Raw genomic sequence first — 16,944 nt, forward strand, 5'->3', positions numbered from 1 at the left:
TTCGTTCAATACGATGCAGACACCAGCGGATAGACTGCAATCTTCTTTATTCATTCGAATGCCCCAAACAGAATGATAATGGGAGCAGTGCATGAACATCAGGAAGGGCCGCGTTGAATCCGAAGGCCACCACATAGCCTATCTGGCCGTCAATGAGCACCTTGTTTGTGATGAGAGGCCCGCCATCGTATTCATCCATGGCGTACTGGCGTCGGTCAATTTCTGGCGTGAGTGTGTGCCGCCTGCCTTCAAGAAAGACAGGGCCTGGTATTCCCTGAGCTTACCCGCTCATCATCCCTCGACCGTGCCGACGGACTTTGCTCCCGAACACGTCAATGAACAATGGTTCTACGACGTGATGTATGGCGCGCTCAAAGATTTGCTGGGTGATCGCAAAGCCATCATTGTCGGGCACTCGACCGGCGGTTTCAGCGCACTCAATCTTGCCATTCACCAAGCGCCCAACGTGGTCGGCATCGTCAGTATTGCCGGTTTCCACAGTGGAAACTGGGGCGGAGTCGAAGGCCTGCTGGTGAAACTGGCAGGACTCGGCAGGTGGGCTGAGGGCCTGTTTGCCTCCAATATAAGGCTCGCCAGTAAAAGTCCATTCATTCAGCGTGTATTCGCAAGTCTCCTGGCGAATAACCACCGCGCCTATCGGGCGAACCCGATCAGCCGGCGCATGCTAGAGACCATCAGGCCCGATGTCCGTGCACAGAATCCGGCGGCCTTGTTTCCTTTGTTCAATGGTATCAGTCGTCTGGAGATCGCGGAGCAGCTCTGCCACATCAACGTACCCTGTTATCTGTTCGCCGGCACACATGATCCGGTCGTGCCTGCCAGGCAGTCTCTGCTATTGGCGGGCAACATTGAGCGGGCCAAGACCGTAGTTTTCCGTAACGTGGGCCATATGCCCTTTATGGAGGACACCGAGGCTTACACGGCAGCCTTGGAGCAGGCATTGGATAACATCGAAGCGCAGTATCCCATTCCTCAACACGGCCGCCAGGGAACCTTGCTAGAAAGGAGCGCCTCGCCATGAATTCAAACAAGGTGATTGTCATCGGTGCTGGCTTTTCCGGGCTCGCAGCCGCGGAAAAGCTCAACGCGGCAGGCATGCAGGTAACCGTGCTGGAGGCGCGAGACCGCGTCGGTGGCCGTGCCCGTACCGAGCAACAGGCGGATAGTATCTGGCTGGATTACGGCGGCCAGTGGTTGGGGCCGGGACAGAATGAGATGTACGCCCTGGCGAAGCGCCTGGGGCACAGTACCTGGCCCATGTACGTGGCCGGTAAGAACCGCACTTTGTTTTCCGGTCGGCTTGGTGCCTACCGCGGTAGTATTCCCTTCAACCTGCCGCTGCCAGCCCTGCGCAGCCTGGCCTACGCCTTTGTGCGCCTGTCATGGCTGATACGCCGCATCAACAAGGAAAGCCCATGGCTGTCCCCTCGAGCTGAGGAACTGGACAGCCAGACGATGGGCGACTGGATGCGTGAGCATGTGCGTCATCCGGATGCATTCAGCTTGCTCAGTATCTCGGTTAAAAGTGTGTTTGCAGCCGATCCCGACGATATCAGCCTGTTGCATGCACTGTTTTATTTTCGCAGCGGCGGCGGGTTCTTCTCCCTGGTGGAGTCCGAAGGTGGTGCTCAGCAGGACCGGTTGGAGCGGGGCGTTCAGCCACTGGCCGAATCCTACGCAAAGCTGCTGGAGGAGCGAGGCGTAAACATTCTCCTGAACCACCCCGTAAGCAAGATTGAGCAGCAGACCGATGCCGTCAAGGTGTTCATGAGTGCGGCTGAATGGGAATGTGGCTCCGTGATTTGTGCAGCTCCACCTGCGTTGGCGAGTGAAATAGAGTTCGAACCGCCACTCGCCGATAAAAAGCAGAGCCTGTTGAGTAATCTGCAGCCTGGCTGCGCGATCAAATGCTTCGCTGTGTACCCAACGCCTTTCTGGCGCGAGCGGGGCTGGTCGGGATCAGCGGTATCTGATGAGCCGCCCGTGCATGTCTGTTTTGATGTTACCCCGCCGGATGAAAATCGTGGAATTCTCATGGGTTTTATCGAAGGCCGGGACGGGGTCGCATACAGCGAACGGTCCCCAGAAAAGCGGAAGGCGGAATTCTTGCGTGCACTGGAATCCTGGTTCGGTGCAGAAGCTGCCCGCCCCATCGCCTATTACGACCACAGCTGGCGACAGGACGAATGGGCACGCGGCTGTTATGCCGGTGTTGCCGCGCCTGGCCACTGGACCTCTGTCGGGCATGCTATACGTGAGCCCAGCGGGCGGATTTTCTGGGCCGGCACGGAAACGTCGACCGAATGGAACGGGTACTTCGAGGGTGCTGTGCGTGCAGGCATACGAGCGGCGGAGGAAGTGATTGAGGGCTTGATCCCGGCCGGCTGATGAGGCGGCTTTTGGCTAGAAAGACGAACTTACTGCGTGCGTGGTAGATGTGATGCAAATAGGAACAATCAAGGAAATCTGGCGCTTCCCGGTCAAATCGATGTTTGGCGAGCGAGTCAGTGCTGCACAAATCGAATCTGCAGGCTTTGCCGACGACCGCACCTGGGCGATTCGTGATGATGAAACCGGTGAAATCGCAACCGGCAGAAGAATTCCCAGCCTGATGATGCTGAAAGCCCGCTATCTCTCCGAACCCCGAACAGGCTTTGGACCCGCGGCGCAGTCGCGGATAGAAATCGAGTTTCCGGATGGTCGTTGCATCAGCTCAGACGACCCTTACGCCTCAGCGATACTGTCAATGTACACCGGAAAGCGTGTCAGTCTTATCCAGCGCCCGGCCGCGCGTGACAAGAAGCCCTATCGTCTGGCCCAGCCGATGAGTCCGAGCGAAGTTCGCTATGTACTGGGTATGAAAGCGGATGACCCTGATCCGGATTTCTCCTCGTTTTCGCTCAAGGTGCTTGCCACCCTGTCCAGATACGCCACGCCACCGGGCGCGTTCTACGATGTTTATCCGCTGCATTTCATCACCACCGCAGCACTGGACACCATGAACGCGATCTACCCGGAAGGTAATTTCTGTCCTGAGCGCTATCGCCCGAGCTTTGTGATCGAAACTCATCCGGACCTCAACGGCATCGTCGAAAATGAATGGCGTGGTCGAGACCTGCGTATTGGTGATGCCATCATTCGCTGTAACCATCCGACTATCCGCTGCTCAATGCCGGGCACTGCGCAGCCCGGCATCCACAAAGACCTGAAGGTGCCACTAACGGTTATGGAGCACGCTGGCCAGCACCTCGGAGCCTATGCGACGCCCCGTAACGAGGCACAGATTCGGGTCGGCGACAGCGTTGAATTGGTACCCCAGGTTGGTGGCAAGCTCTACCTGTGGTTCGACGAGGTGGGGCGCCGTGCTAAATCGAAGATCATAGGCGTTGGCAACCGCATCGCTGAGTTTGAAGAGAAACAAACCAAGCGATCACCCGCCGTGAAAGCGGCTCATCCCAGGGGCTTTCGATCTTTCACGGTGGTGAAACGCGAGCAGGAATCCAATGACATCGTCTCATTATGGTTCAAAGACCCTGAGCGCACTGAGTTGCCACGGTTCGTGCCCGGCCAGCACATCGTACTGGCTATACCACAGTCCGATGGCGGTCATGTCTATCGGCCATATTCGTTGTCCAGCCCTGGACACCAGCAAGACACCTACCGCATATCCGTGAAACGCGAAACAGCCACCGTCGATGGCAAAACCGTTGTGGGAAGGGGATCAGGCTGGCTCCATGACCAACTGGCCGTTGGCGACAGCCTGGCCGTCAAAGATCCCGGCGGCCAATTTGCCGCCGTACCGTCTGACAATACCCCACTCGCGCTCATCAGCGCAGGCATCGGAATCACACCTTTCATGTCGATCTTGCAGAGCCTGGCTGCACATAACCCTGAGCGTGAGGTTCATCTTTTTCACGGCATTCGGCATCCGCAAGACTTCGCCTTCCGGCAATCCTTCACAGCACTGCAGGAGCGGTTGCCGAATTTCCGTTTTCACCTGTTTGTCAGCCAGCCCGATGCAGACTTGCCTGAGGGTAGTGTTGCCGGTCGCATGACTCCCGAACAGATAAGCAGCACCCTTGAGCCCAACGATCACTATGAATTTCTGATCTGTGGTAAACCAGCATTCAGCAAAGCCTTTCATGATGGTCTTGTTGCCCAGGGAATTAACGCCGGGCAGCTGCACTTCGAGAGCTTCGGTGCCAGTGTCGCGGCCGATGATGGCGACCAGACCGCCTACCGCATCCGCTTTACCGACAGTCGTCAGACCCTGAACTGGGACCCGAAACAGGAAAGCCTGCTCAGTTTTGCTGAGGCTCAGGGAATCGACGCCGCGTCTGGTTGTCGCTATGGGGCGTGTCAGGCTTGTGAGGCCACTCTGCTCTCAGGGGAGGTCAGCTACCCAGAGGATATTCAGCCTCCAGGAGGCAAAAACAAAGTGCTGCTGTGTTCGGCAAGGCCGAAATCAGATCTGGAGATCGAGCTGTAGGGGCGTTGAAAGCAAAAAAACAAAAAAGGTAAAAAATCATGTCACTTCGTAAATGCCTGCTTTTTCTGGCTGGGGTATCGGTTCTGTCGATGCTCTCCGCCTGTGGCGGAGGAGAGTCGAGTTCGCCATCAGAGAATCAAGAACTGGTCAACGGCTCGACTGCGTCAAAGCCCTGGCCGTCCTTGGCTTGCGACCCACCGGCACCGAACTCGCAGCGCAATGCCTATTTTGGAGAGCTGCATTTGCACACCGAGTATTCGCTGGATGCCGTGGCGACCCGGCTCAAGCCTGAAGATGCCTATCGTTTTGCCTTGGGCGAGGCAGTTGCCGCACCACCATACGATGAGGCGGGCAACTCCCTGGTGCCGCCCCATCAGATAGACCGGCCGTTGGATTTTGCCGCGATTACCGATCATGGCGAATGGTTGGGTGAGCGCCAGTTGTGCACCGATCCGACAATCGACCAGGTGGCTTACTACTCGCCTGAATGCACACTTTTCCGTGAGGACAAAGAACTGGGATTCCTTCTGTTTGGCGGGGGGGCGGCTGCTTTTAGCCCAGATATCTTCCCGAAGTTGGAGTCCGGTAGCCTTGATTCCCTGACTGAAACAGGAAAACAGCGAGCGCCCTTTTGTGGCGCGCTGGGTGAAAAGTGCGAGGCTGCCGCTCGTGGCCCCTGGATGGATACTCAGCTTCAGGCCGAACGGTTCAACCAGCCGGGTTGTTTCACCACCTTCAACGCTTATGAATACACCTTGTCGCCGCAAAGTGACAATCTGCATCGGAACGTGATTTTCCGTGGTACGGAGGTTCCGACGATCCCGGTCAGTGCCAATGAAGCGCCCACGCCCACCGACCTTTGGCGAGAATTGGACGAGGCCTGCACCGGTGACTGCGAGTACCTTACAATTCCGCACAACTCCAACCTGTCTAACGGGCGCATGTTTGCATCACCCAACGATGTGGACGCCAGTGACAGCTACGACGTGGATGAGAGACGGAAGGCTGAACCTCTGATCGAGATCTTCCAGGTCAAGGGGTCGTCGGAGTGCAGTCAGTCAGAGGGTGCGAGCGAGGATGACCCATTATGTGATTTTGAACAGCTGGCGTCGACGAACTTTGTGCAGTTCTTTTTGGGTGTTAATCCTCTTCCTGTAGCCCCGGCATACACCAACACCGTTCGTTACGGCCTGAAACAGGGGTTATTGCTTGAGCGTCAGTTCGGCGCGAATCCATTTCAGTACGGGTTTGTAGCCAGTACTGACTCCCATTTTGGCCTTCCCGGATCGGTGGATGAGCAGAATTTTCCCGGCCATCGGGACGTTCCGCCGGTGAACGGTGTCAAGGATGATGCCTACAACAACCCCGGAGGACTGGCGGTGGCATGGGCCGAGGAAAATACGCGCGATGCGCTTTTCGATGCCTTCAAGCGAAAGGAAACCTACGCGACAAGCGGCCCGCGGTTGCAACTGAGGGTGTTTGGAGGAAACCAAAGCGGCCTGCCGGAGAATATGTGTCAGGGCAGTGGGGAGAGTTTTGTGCGCCAGGGCGATGCCGGCGGCGTGCCCATGGGAGGCGAACTCCATGTGGGGCAGGGGCGTCCCCGTCTGGCTATCTGGGCCGCTGCCGATGCCTGGCCTCGTGAGAATGGCCGGACTAAAGCGGTGCCTCTGGCGCGGATGCAAGTAATCAAGGGCTGGCTTGAGCTGGATGAGTCGGGTAACCCCGTGACCAAGCACAAGGTTTATGATGTAGCCGGAGCGGAACAGAGCGATTGGCAGGTTGATACGGCGGACTGCTCGGTTTCCGGTAGCGGGCCGGCTCAGCTTTGCGGTGTCTGGGATGATCCGGATTTTGAGCCTTCTCAGAGTGCGTTTTATTACGCTCGAGTGGTTGAACAACCCACCTGCCGCTGGCTGACGCGGCAGTGCTTGGCGGCCCCGGAGAACCTGGATTGTGACAATCCGCCGGAAGAGTGGGCCGGATGCTGTGCGGTTGATACGCCGCCTACCGTGCAGGAAAGGGCTTGGGCATCTCCGATCTGGTACAAGCAATGAATTGCCTTCGATTCTCGTGGTTCGGGCGGCTGGGTAAGGTGCTTGCGCGCCAGCCTTTGCTGACGTTCCTGTTGCTTGGCGGGTTGCTTTATGTGACGGAGGCGAGGTGGTTCATTCCGTTGCAGGCGCAAACGCCGATCGTTATTGAGGCTGAAAAGGTAGAGCGACTGCGTCAGCAATGGACACAGAAACTGGGGCGCGCCCCAGAACACAATGAGATGTTGGCAGTGCTTGAAGGGGTGGCATTGGAGGAAATGCTGATCGCAGAGGCGGTGGCCCGTGGCGTACATCGTAACGATCCGGTAGTCCTGCTCCGACTTCGGCAAAACCTCGAATTCCTCGGCATGGAGGTCAGCCCGGGTGCGTTGGAGCACGCCTACGATCTCGACATGCATCGCCACGACCCTGTGGTTCGCAAACGCTTGCGGTTGTTGATGGAGTCTGAATTGCTTGCCGGTGCAAGGCCAGCCCCAACGCCTTTGGATTCAGAGCCGCCGACCCCGGAGCCGTTGCATAAGTTCAGTTTCAGTCAGATCTTTCGTGAACAGCGGATTGGCCCGGATGAGTTGAATCGTCTGCAGGATGCTCGCCCGGAGAGTGCGGCCGAACTGTCTGATCCATTCCTGTTGGCGCACCGCTTTCATCAGGTCAGCGAGGTTCAGATCGCCCGGGAACTCGGCCCGGACCTGGCGCGTGCAGTGAGCTCCGCACCGATTGGCCGTTGGGTGGGGCCGATACAGTCGGTCTACGGTGACCATTTGATATGGCTCGAGGGGCGAGAGCGAGTGACGCCCAATCTGGACATTGATCGAGTGCGGATTGAGCGTCAGATTCAGGCAGAAAAACAAAATCTGGAGCTGGCACTGGCGGACTTGCGGGCTCGTTATCGCTGGCACGTTGAGCCGGGTGAGGAGTAGTGACCGTGAGAAGCCGCATCGGTTTGCTGGTGATACTGGCCATTGTTTGGTCGGGAACGGCGGTTGCGCACTCGAAGGCGCCGGCGTTGCTTGAACTCAGGTTGGGTTCCGATGGCTTGGTGATTGCCCGCCTTAAGCAAAACCTGGCTATGGAAGTGCCAGAACCGGATTTCCCTCCAATGTGTCGGGTGTCTCAGAGCGTTCCGTCGCAGCGTGAAAGTGACGGCGTCTGGAGTGAGTGGCAGCTGGACTGTGGTGGGGGACTGCCTGAAGGAGCGATTGGCTGGTCGGAGCTGTCGGCGGAGGTTAACGTCGTGCTGCGCCTGATTGCAGGCGACGGACAAAACCGCACCATACTTTTGCACCACAACAACCCCTTTCACCTGCTCTCTGGTGAGCCGGCGGCGATCGAGCAGTTTCGACAGGCTGTTGGTTCAGGCGTGAGTCACCTGTTTGCCGGGTTTGACCATCTGTTATTTATCATCGGTCTTGTGCTTTATCTGGGACGAACGCGCGCACTGATAGCCGCTGCTAGCCTGTTCACGGTTGGACACAGTCTTACCCTCGCGCTTGTGACGCTGGGGACCCTCTCTGTGCCTGTTGCGCTGGCAGAACTTGCAATAGCCGGAAGCATTCTCTATCTGGCAACCAGTCTGTTCAGAACCCGGCGCCGGCAAGTGGAGCGGGGTTGGAAGGACATTCTGTTGATGCCTCTTGGCTTCGGCCTGCTTCATGGCTTGGGTTTTGCCAACGTACTGGAGAGTGCGGGTTTGCGTTCCGGTGACTTGCTCATCAATTTATTGGGCTTCAACCTGGGGATTGAACTGGGGCAACTGGTTTTCATCGGTAGCATTCTGATGCTTTATGGGGCTTCACGATGGTTTGGAGTGGAGCCGAAGTGGCGAGCTACCGTGGCTACTGCCCTGATTTTCGTGATGGGCAATGCTGCTGCCTACTGGTGGTGGGAGCGCATGCTGGCGTTGATTGTTTAGGGCAATGAGTTGAGCGCAGCGGCTGCCATAGACACCGGCCGTCGCTCCGTCATAAAGTCTCTGATCGACCGGTCATCCCCCTAACGATAAAGCACTGCCATGAATGCTCCTTTCCAACTGCGGCCCTACCAACAGGAAGCCGTTGATGCCACGTTGAGTCATTTTCGAAAATCTGATGAGTCCGCCGTCATCGTGTTGCCAACGGGCGCTGGGAAGAGTCTTGTCATTGCCGAGTTGGCTCGCTTGGCCCGTCGTAAAATTCTGGTGCTGACGCATGTAAAAGAACTGGTGGAGCAGAATCACGCCAAGTACCAGAGTTATGGGCTAACCGGCGGCATCTTCTCGGCCGGGCTCAAGCGCAAGGAAAATGAGCATCAGGTCACCTTCGCCAGCGTGCAGTCGGTCTCCGCCAATCTGGAGGCGTTTCGGGATGAGTACTCGCTGGTCATCATTGATGAGTGCCACCGGGTTAGCGGCGATCAAACCAGTCAGTATCAGCGAATCATTGAACTGCTCAAACAACAGAATGACGCCCTGAAGGTGCTCGGGCTGACCGCGACTCCCTATCGTCTGGGCATGGGCTGGATCTACCGCTACCACTACCGCGGGTTTGTTCGTGGCTCAGGCAAAGACCAGGACAAGCCTTTCCTGCATTGCATATACGAATTGCCACTGAGTTTTATGATCAGCCGAGGCTATCTCACCCGACCTGAGTTGGTGAACGCGGCGGTGGCGCAGTACGACTTCTCGGCGCTGGCTCGGGACCCCTTTGGTGAATACGCCGAGCGGGACGTCAATCAACTGCTGAGCAAGCATAAGCGGGTAACCCGCGCCATCATCGATCAGGTGACCGAACTTGCCGCTGAGCGCCAGGGGGTGATGATCTTTGCCGCCACGGTGGACCATGCACGGGAGATTACCGGTTATCTGCCGGAGCACGAAACCGCCCTGGTAACCGGAGACACGGACCTCAAAGATCGGGATCTGCTGATCCAGCGCTTCAAGCAACGGGAACTGAAGTACCTGGTCAACGTGTCTGTGCTCACCACGGGGTTTGATGCGCCCCATGTGGACTTCATTGCCATCCTCCGGCCAACCCAGTCTGTGAGCCTGTATCAGCAGATTGTGGGGCGTGGTCTTCGGCTCGATGACGGCAAGCAGGATTGCCTGGTGATTGATTACGCGGGCAATAGCGTAAACCTGCATCACCCGGAGGTGGGCGAGCCGAAGCCAAATCCGGACAGCGAGCCGGTTCAGGTGTTTTGCCCGGGTTGCGGGTTTGCCAACATCTTCTGGGGAAAAACCGACAGCGATGGCCGGGTGATCGAGCATTACGGGCGCCGGTGCCAGGGCTTGCTGGAGCCTGCCGAAGCCGACGACCCCGCGGGGCAGAGAACGCGCCCGGAGCAATGCGATTACCGCTTTCGATTCAAGGAATGTCCTCACTGCGGGGGTGAGAACGACATAGCCGCCCGCAATTGCCATCAGTGCCGGAAGGCGATTATTGATCCGGACGATCAGCTAAGAGATGCCCTCAAACTCAAGGACGCGATGGTCATCCGTTGTGCCGGTATAGCGCTCACTGTTGATGGCAGAAAACTGAAGATGACCTATCACGGGGAGGATGGGGAAGAACTCACCGAATCATTTGATTTCGGTAAACCCGGTCAGCGTGCCGTTTTTAACCGGCTGTTCGGACGCCGTTTCGCGAATGGGCAGGCGCCGAAAACATTCCACAAGGCCGATGAGGTGCTAGAGCTTCAGGCCTTGTTACCGGCTCCGGATTTTGTGATTGCCCGCAAGCAGAAGCACTATTGGCAGGTGCAGGAGCGGATTTTTGATTATCGGGGCAGCTACCGTAAGGCGAATGAGGTCTAGCGGATAGTCCATACAGCAGCAAGGGCGGCCAGACGTTCACGGTTCAGAGTCATAAGTTGGGCTCGCAGATGAAAACCAGCAGTTGGTTATTGGCCGGCATCGCATGTTTTTCCTTAAGAGTCAGGTTTGCCGATTGTGCCAGTGCAGACAGATCTTCCAGATCCCGGATACCCATGTGGGGTGCCCGAGCCCTGAGGTGCTGATCAAACTGTTGGTTGCTCTCACTGGAATACTGCCCGTCCTGGTTGAAGGGCCCGTAGAGGCAAAAGGCTCCTTCTGTTGGCAGGCTCTCGCCTATGTGTCGGAACATCTGTTCAACTTGCTCCCATGCCATGATATGGGCCGTGTTAGCTGAGAACACCCATCTGAAGTCCTCGACTGGCCAATGCTCTGTGGCTACGTCCAGTTCGATAATGGGCAGGACGTTCGGCAGTGCGGCCTGTTCAAGTCGGGGGCGAGCGAGATGTGCCGCATTGGGGTGGTCTGTTGGCTGCCACTGCAGGTGCGGCATAGCGGCGGCAAAGTGTTCGGCGTGCTGACCGGTACCCGCCCCGATTTCCAGCACTTTGCCCGGCGCTGTAAAAACCTCACGGAGTCGTTCCAGTATTGGGGCTTTATTGTTCTCACAGGCTTGAGAAAAGGGCAGGTCGGTCATCATCGGGCTATGCTCTCCTTCTTTGGCTGCACGTTATCACAAACCAGCGCGACTTCCGTTAGCATTGGATGTCAACAGGCTATGCCGCAGGAAAAGAAGTATGGATATCGTTCGTAGCGTTTTCGAGCACCGCGGATTTGAGCTTTCCTATCTGGATTCAGCCCCCGGTGATGGCCACCGGCCCGTCGTTCTGTTATTGCACGGTTTTCCCGATACGGGCGATATGTGGCAACTCCAGATCGAGGCATTGCATGGTGCGGGTTACCGTTGTCTTGCTCCGGATACGCTGGGGTGTGGGCATTCTGAGATTGCACCACGGGTTCGAGACTACAACGCTGTCAAAATCGCCGGTGACCACGTGGCGCTGCTTGATCATCTGGATATCACCAGAGCCCATGTGGTCGGTCATGACTGGGGCGGGATGATAGCCTGGTTCTTTGCTGCCTACTTCCCGCAAAGAATCAACCGATTGGTGCTGTTGTCCATGGGCCACCCGACGGCTTATGCGCGGGCAGGGTTCCGCCAGAAACAACTGGGTTGGTACACCTTTTTCTTTCAGGTTCGCGGGCTGGCTGAATGGATGCTCGGTGGTGATGGCCCGATCTCTCTGCGCCATGTATTTGCGAGCCACCCCAATATGGATGAGGTGATGGCGCGACTTCGTCAGCCGGGTCGGCTCAAAGCGGCACTGAACATCTATCGGGCTGCGGTAGTTCCGGTCTTGCTGAGCAAACAGCCGAGTGTATACGCGAACACACTGGCGATCTGGAGCGATGCGGATCGATTCCTCACAGAAGACCAGTTAACCAATTCCAGAAGGTTCGTAGAAGCGGACTGGGTCTACAAACGCCTTGAGGGTGGGCATTGGATGTCGCTGGAGCAGCCGGAGAGGATCAATGAGTTGATAATTGGGCATTTGAAAGGAGAGCACTCGAGCGGTCCGGCAGATGCATTTCGGGATTGAGGTTTGTTCTTCGGTCAAAGGATGAGAGAATTCTGGTCCTTCAATCAATAAGTTGCATGGATGCATTGCGATGAAAAAGCCAAGGCTGCTGATGACCCTGTTGCCGCTGGTGCTTTCGGGCTGCACCAACGTTGCGGGCGATATCACCCGAACCATCCACGCTTTACCCGCTTCAACCTTGAACAACGATACGCTGTTCTCTGCCGCCAGCGAGTTTTTTAGCCGCGAGGGGTATCAGTGTACCCCGGAGCGTGACGCAAACCGTTTTCGTTGCTCGCGGGAGATGCGTGATCTCTATATCCATCAGACACGTGCGGTCGTTCAGATCTTTCCGGACGGCGATGAAGGGGTCGCGTACGCGCTGGTGACGACCCGCTGGGATGAAGGGCTGATTCCGGGGGAGTTAATCTCAAGTGACTTCACGAACCCGGATGTTGCGGCATTTTGCACCTACTTGCAGGAGCAGGAGGTGGGGCAGTGTCGGTCTGAAATGATGCACAAAAGGAGTTGAGCTTTGTCTAATATCTCGTTCGAGTTTACTTTCGACGTGCCCCGGTCGCCCGTTAAGCGGTTTCTGTTGAAGCAGCTGATCAAATACGCAGGGTTCTTCATAACATCGGTATTTCTGGCGGTTTGGGCGGCCGCGATTTTGATGATCGTTTCTCTATACTCGCAGAACGCAACCATCATGGTTCTGGATCTTCTTGTAACGTGGGGAGGCGATTTTTTTGCGCCGTTGACAGAGGGCGGTAAGTTGGTTTTCTCAACTGACAGCACTGACATGGGGCCAAATGATATCAGTGGAGTCGATGCTGTCATGTATTTGTCTGGCTGGGTATCGTTAGGGTTGTACGCTCTGGGTGCCCTGTACGACGCTATTGGCTGGAAAAAGATTTCGATAACCAGGGAAGCAAAAACCAGGTTCGTGCGTCGCTTCTCGCTCGCCGGTTTTATCATTGTTCTGTTGAGCGGCTTTTTTCGGTTTGAATCAGGCATGGCATCGGATTCGTTTTTTGCTTCGCTCATTTTAGGTATTTTTGTCGCCCCGGGTCTGCTAATCAGCGGTTATGGCTGGGTTATCGGAAATGCTCAGGTGGGTAAAGCGCTGGATCACGTGGATAATGCTGCCAGTGAGTTTGGCACCTGAGAAACGTCGGAAAGATGTGTTTTTTGAAGAACGAACGTGAGTGAGCCATGAAATTTCTGATTATTGGTGTTTTTGTCATCATCGCCGGCGCTCTGATCCTGCGTAGCATGAAGAATACGGACCCCGTGCAGCAGGCCTGCGCCCGGGAGATCGGTGCTTTGTTCAGGTCAGCGAAGGATGTAAAGCCGCAAGCCATTGCCGATGTTTTCATCAAGCATGGCATTCCCCGGTCGCAATGCCCAAGCGTGGGGAAAATGGTGATCGGGCAATTGCATAAGCATGGCCTTGAGCCAGACGACTCGCGGATTGCGATGATTACCGTCAGGGAAGCTTATTCCCTGGTGCCTGAGGGTAAGTAGCCGTTCCTTCGTCACCCACTACCACAGCTCACCGCCCTCAACGACTCAGGCAGTGATCCCGCCATAGTCTTTTGCTTAACCTTTAAAAGTAACGCTTGAATAGTGGGATCGTCTGCATAAGGATAGGCTACTACCTTAATCCAACAACAAGAAAGGATGCGTTATGGCTTTTGCAGATGTAAACGGTCAGCGGTTGTACTACGAAGATACGGGTGGCAGCGGCCCGGTGGTGGTGTTTTCCCATGGTCTTTTGATGGACCACACCATGTTTGCCCCTCAGGTAGAGGCCCTGCGCGATCAGTATCGTTGCATCACATGGGACGAGCGGGGGCATGGGCAGACCGCCGTCGACGAGCCGGAACCGTTCAGTTATTACGATTCAGCCGACGATCTTGCGGCACTGCTGACTCATCTCGGGGTTGAGAGCGCAGTACTGGTGGGTATGTCCCAGGGCGGTTTTCTGTCTCTACGCTGTGCGCTGACGCATCCTGACCGGGTTCGTGGGCTGGTTATGCTTGATAGCCAGGCAGGCACAGAGCTGGAAGAGAAGATTCCAGTTTACCAGCAGTTGATCAGTACCTTCATGACGCAGGGACTGACGCCTGAAATCGGTGCGACCATTACTCAGATTATCCTCGGTAATGACTATTCCGGGGCAGAGTATTGGAAAGAAAAATGGGCCGCGATGTTTCCGGCCAATATAGGCAACAATTTCCAGACTCTGGCCGCTCGTGACGACCTGACTGAGCGCCTTCCCGAGATTTCGCAGCCGACACTGGTTGTTCACGGCGACGCCGATATCGCCATACCGTTAGAGCGGGCAAAGGCGATGGCAGACCGGATTCCTGATGCTGAGTTGGTGGTGGTTCCAGGCGGCGGCCACGCGGCAAATTTGTCACATCCGGAGCCTGTTAATCGTGCTCTTGCGGATTTTCTGGAGCGTTTTTAAGTCTGGCCGTTGAGCGGCCAGTATAAGAGAGCCCCCACATCGCCTTATGGGTTGGTGGGGGCTTGGTCCAAGTCTTAGCTGTCCGGCTTTGCCCGTTACTTGACGCCGTAGATCTCAATGATCGTGCTGGCTAGCTCAAGATCATTCTCATTGGCGAGTGCGAGTTGGTTCAGCGCTCTGATGGTCGTTTCTTTCTCATCGTCGCCGATACTCAGCAGTTGCAGGATCGCATCTACCTTTTCCCCGCCGCCGCTGGCCAATTGGTGGCGAAATTCTCCACTGAAGGCGATGATGATTTCCTTGATCTGCCTCGGTTTGGAGGTTGGAATGCCGGTTGGCGTCTCGGGCTTTAGTGTGACGAAATATTGGTCGGGAGAAAACTCATGAATCGCACCTGAAACACCGTCTGTGGTGGAACCAATCAGCCCTCCGATTACGATGTTGCCGAAGAACCAGGGGTTGGTGGTTGTAGACAGCTGAGCAGTGTATGTTTCATAGCCATCCTTCTCAAAGGTGATCGATTGATTTGAGGCCCGGTCGACTGGCACGGTGAGAGGTGTCTTACCGAGTACTCGCCCGGATACGGTAACGGTGGCTTCGTCGGGCTCACTGTTGAATGTCAGTTTCTGGTCGGTTCCGGATACGACGGATGCGCAACCCGAAGACCAAAGTGCTGTAATAGCCAGCATTACTAGAAGCGGGAGCTTCATGATTATTCCTTATCGTCTTGAGTGATGCTCAGGCTCATTGCTCGAGAGTGACATCACCGGGCTGTATTTTTAGCTCAGATAGCTTCTCCAGCAATCCCTCGATATTGGCCTTACCGGAACCCTCGTTCGCAAGCCTTAGCCGCTTGATCGCAGCAAATGCGTCACCGATAGTCGCGGTATATGGGGCGACGATTGTTTCGTTCAGTACCACCGCGCCGTTGTTATCGCGGTCAGTCAGGACGTACTTGACGTGCGTGGTCACCTCAAAGTCGAGGCCAAAAACAGGCTGGTCGACCTCCAGAAGAAGCGCTTCGAGTTTATATCGGCCATTGCCTGACAGCAGCCCCTGTTTCCTGAGGCTTTGTTTTAGAGCGCCGGAGAATGCTTCATTGGAGATTTCTGACGTCCAGGCAGGGTTTGTTTCCTCACCACCGGAGACGTTGGTGACGTTCACACTGTTTTTCACAGCTGTGTCGTAGGTCTTTACCGGTCCGTTGTAGACCATGTTGCCCATCTGCGCCCCAGACGCGCAGCCAGTGAGATAGATCAGTGCAGAGAGTACTGCCAAAGTCCTTGCAATTCGCACAGAAGATTCCTTCTTACCTATTTGATTATTTTGGAATATTTTTCGCCAATGAGGCCAAACTCATAGCGGCGCGAATGATAACTGAGTGATTGGTGAGCTTGCTATGAACTGATGTGGAAACAACGTAAAAATTCGTGAAATAGTTGGGGGAAGTGAACCGAATGCACTGGTTCCCAAACGAAATTAGGTAAAAGGATAGAAGCGGTGAATAAGAAAGGATTTCGCAGTTACTTTTGTGGCACTGCGCCGAGTCTGCCCGCCAGAGCTTCCTGCGAAATGATGCAGTTCCGTCCGGCAGCCTTCCCGGCGTAGAGGAGCTTGTCCGCTCTTTTCATCAGCGAGTCATACGACTGGTCTGAGGGTGTAAACGACGCGACACCCATGGTTACGGTAATATGGCAGGTACTGTCATCCAGCCTGAATTCCGTTTTCTCGATCCGGTCGCGGATCCTCTCAGCCAGCGTTACAGCGTCTCGCAGCTGTGTGTTGGGGAGGATGATTGCGAACTCTTCTCCCCCAATTCGACACCCTATGTCCAATGGGCGAAGCTCTCCCTGGACGACTTTTGCAGCCTTGATAAGTACGGTATCGCCGGCGGCGTGGCCATATTCATCATTGATATTCTTGAAGTGATCAAAATCGAACAGGATGAGGGACGATGGCAGCGCTGAGCGAATGAAGCCGGAGTGCTGGGCTTCTAGCTGAGCCTTGAAGTGTTTGCGGTTATAAAGACCGGTCATCTCGTCTGTCAGTGATTCCTGAATCAGCCGGTCTTCCAGTTCTCTCTGATAGCTGACATCCCTCACAACGGCCATGGCAGCGGTAGCCCCATCGAGCACGATGGTATTTAGCATGATTTCCACCGGAATCTCTGTTCCGTCCGCACGTAGCCCCGAGAAGCGTTTTTGAACACTCATCGCTTTAGTGTTTGGTGACCGGAAATACTGATCGACCCTTTTTTTATGGGCGTGACGATGCGTCGCCGGGATGATTGCCTGCAGGTCCAGTCCTTCCAGAGAATCCGTGGGGTAACCAAACATGTCTGAGGCATGGGTGTTGACCAGTACAATCTTGTGTTCGGGGTCGACGATGATCACAGCATCGGGCAGAGATTCAATAAACGGCAGTAAATCCCTGGAGGTTGTATTCAGTTTTTGGGTGCTGGTCTGGCTGTGCATCGTCGAAAAGGCCGAGAGTTCAAAATATTGAATATATGTTCA

General features: G+C 55.7%; 16 protein-coding genes. 12 read left to right on the top strand and 4 right to left on the bottom strand.

From position 1 onward, the window contains the following. Nucleotides 1–91 precede the first annotated feature (91 nt). The 7 genes from D777_RS07230 (at nt 92) to D777_RS07260 (ending at nt 10,354) form a co-directional block, all read left to right on the top strand. Entirely contained in the window at nt 92–1,042 is a 951-nt protein-coding gene (locus tag D777_RS07230) for an alpha/beta fold hydrolase (RefSeq protein ID WP_036130068.1), read from the top strand. Further along, entirely contained in the window at nt 1,039–2,409 is a 1,371-nt protein-coding gene (locus tag D777_RS07235) for a flavin monoamine oxidase family protein (protein WP_036130075.1), read from the top strand. Before D777_RS07230 ends, D777_RS07235 begins: the two co-directional genes overlap by 4 nt. A 52-nt stretch (nt 2,410–2,461) precedes the next feature. Then, on the top strand, nt 2,462–4,510 hold the full coding sequence (locus tag D777_RS07240; protein WP_081849496.1) for an MOSC N-terminal beta barrel domain-containing protein: 2,049 nt from the start codon (nt 2,462–2,464) through the stop codon (nt 4,508–4,510). A gap of 38 nt (nt 4,511–4,548) precedes the next feature. Then, complete coding sequence (locus tag D777_RS07245) at nt 4,549–6,567, top strand: DUF3604 domain-containing protein (protein ID WP_051668999.1); 2,019 nt, start codon at nt 4,549–4,551, stop codon at nt 6,565–6,567. Beyond that, complete coding sequence (locus tag D777_RS07250; RefSeq protein WP_150112626.1) at nt 6,537–7,484, top strand: foldase protein PrsA; 948 nt, start codon at nt 6,537–6,539, stop codon at nt 7,482–7,484. The genes D777_RS07245 and D777_RS07250 overlap by 31 nt, the downstream gene beginning before the upstream one ends. Nucleotides 7,485–7,489: 5 nt before the next feature. Beyond that, nucleotides 7,490–8,476, top strand: coding sequence for a HupE/UreJ family protein (locus D777_RS07255; RefSeq protein WP_150112627.1), 987 nt, complete (start codon nt 7,490–7,492; stop codon nt 8,474–8,476). A 99-nt stretch (nt 8,477–8,575) separates the two neighbouring features. Beyond that, a complete protein-coding gene (locus tag D777_RS07260) occupies nt 8,576–10,354 on the top strand; it encodes a DEAD/DEAH box helicase (protein ID WP_036130079.1) in 1,779 nt (592 codons plus the stop codon). 49 nt (nt 10,355–10,403) lie between these two features. Here D777_RS07260 and D777_RS07265 read toward each other — a convergent pair whose 3' ends face one another. Next, on the bottom strand, nt 10,404–11,012 hold the full coding sequence (locus D777_RS07265; RefSeq protein ID WP_036130081.1) for a DUF938 domain-containing protein: 609 nt from the start codon (nt 11,010–11,012) through the stop codon (nt 10,404–10,406). Between the two features lie 97 nt (nt 11,013–11,109). Between D777_RS07265 and D777_RS07270 the strand changes: the two genes are divergently transcribed. The 5 genes from D777_RS07270 to D777_RS07290 all read left to right on the top strand — a co-directional run bounded on the left by D777_RS07270 (nt 11,110) and on the right by D777_RS07290 (nt 14,428). Next, nucleotides 11,110–11,973, top strand: a complete 864-nt coding sequence (locus D777_RS07270) for an alpha/beta fold hydrolase (protein ID WP_051669000.1) — start codon at nt 11,110–11,112, stop codon at nt 11,971–11,973. 70 nt (nt 11,974–12,043) lie between these two features. After that, a complete protein-coding gene (locus D777_RS07275) occupies nt 12,044–12,484 on the top strand; it encodes a hypothetical protein (RefSeq protein ID WP_036130083.1) in 441 nt (146 codons plus the stop codon). A gap of 3 nt (nt 12,485–12,487) precedes the next feature. Then, nucleotides 12,488–13,120, top strand: coding sequence for a hypothetical protein (locus D777_RS07280; protein ID WP_036130086.1), 633 nt, complete (start codon nt 12,488–12,490; stop codon nt 13,118–13,120). Nucleotides 13,121–13,167: 47 nt separating this feature from the next. After that, the gene (locus D777_RS07285) at nt 13,168–13,479 is read left to right on the top strand and encodes a hypothetical protein (protein ID WP_036130087.1); all 312 of its coding nucleotides are present in this window, start codon (nt 13,168–13,170) and stop codon (nt 13,477–13,479) included. Between the two features lie 163 nt (nt 13,480–13,642). Then, nucleotides 13,643–14,428, top strand: a complete 786-nt coding sequence (locus tag D777_RS07290; protein ID WP_036130089.1) for an alpha/beta fold hydrolase — start codon at nt 13,643–13,645, stop codon at nt 14,426–14,428. 95 nt (nt 14,429–14,523) lie between these two features. Here D777_RS07290 and D777_RS07295 read toward each other — a convergent pair whose 3' ends face one another. The 3 genes from D777_RS07295 to D777_RS07305 form a co-directional block, all read right to left on the bottom strand. Further along, the gene (locus tag D777_RS07295; protein ID WP_036130090.1) at nt 14,524–15,138 is read right to left on the bottom strand and encodes a PEGA domain-containing protein; all 615 of its coding nucleotides are present in this window, start codon (nt 15,136–15,138) and stop codon (nt 14,524–14,526) included. 34 nt (nt 15,139–15,172) lie between these two features. Beyond that, nucleotides 15,173–15,724 (bottom strand): hypothetical protein, encoded by a 552-nt coding sequence (locus D777_RS07300; RefSeq protein ID WP_036130092.1) that lies wholly within the window; start codon nt 15,722–15,724, stop codon nt 15,173–15,175. A 227-nt stretch (nt 15,725–15,951) separates the two neighbouring features. Then, nucleotides 15,952–16,902, bottom strand: a complete 951-nt coding sequence (locus tag D777_RS07305; RefSeq protein ID WP_051669001.1) for a sensor domain-containing diguanylate cyclase — start codon at nt 16,900–16,902, stop codon at nt 15,952–15,954. Nucleotides 16,903–16,944 lie beyond the last annotated feature (42 nt).

The organism is Marinobacter nitratireducens, assembly GCF_000708045.1.
Lineage (GTDB): Bacteria > Pseudomonadota > Gammaproteobacteria > Pseudomonadales > Oleiphilaceae > Marinobacter > Marinobacter nitratireducens.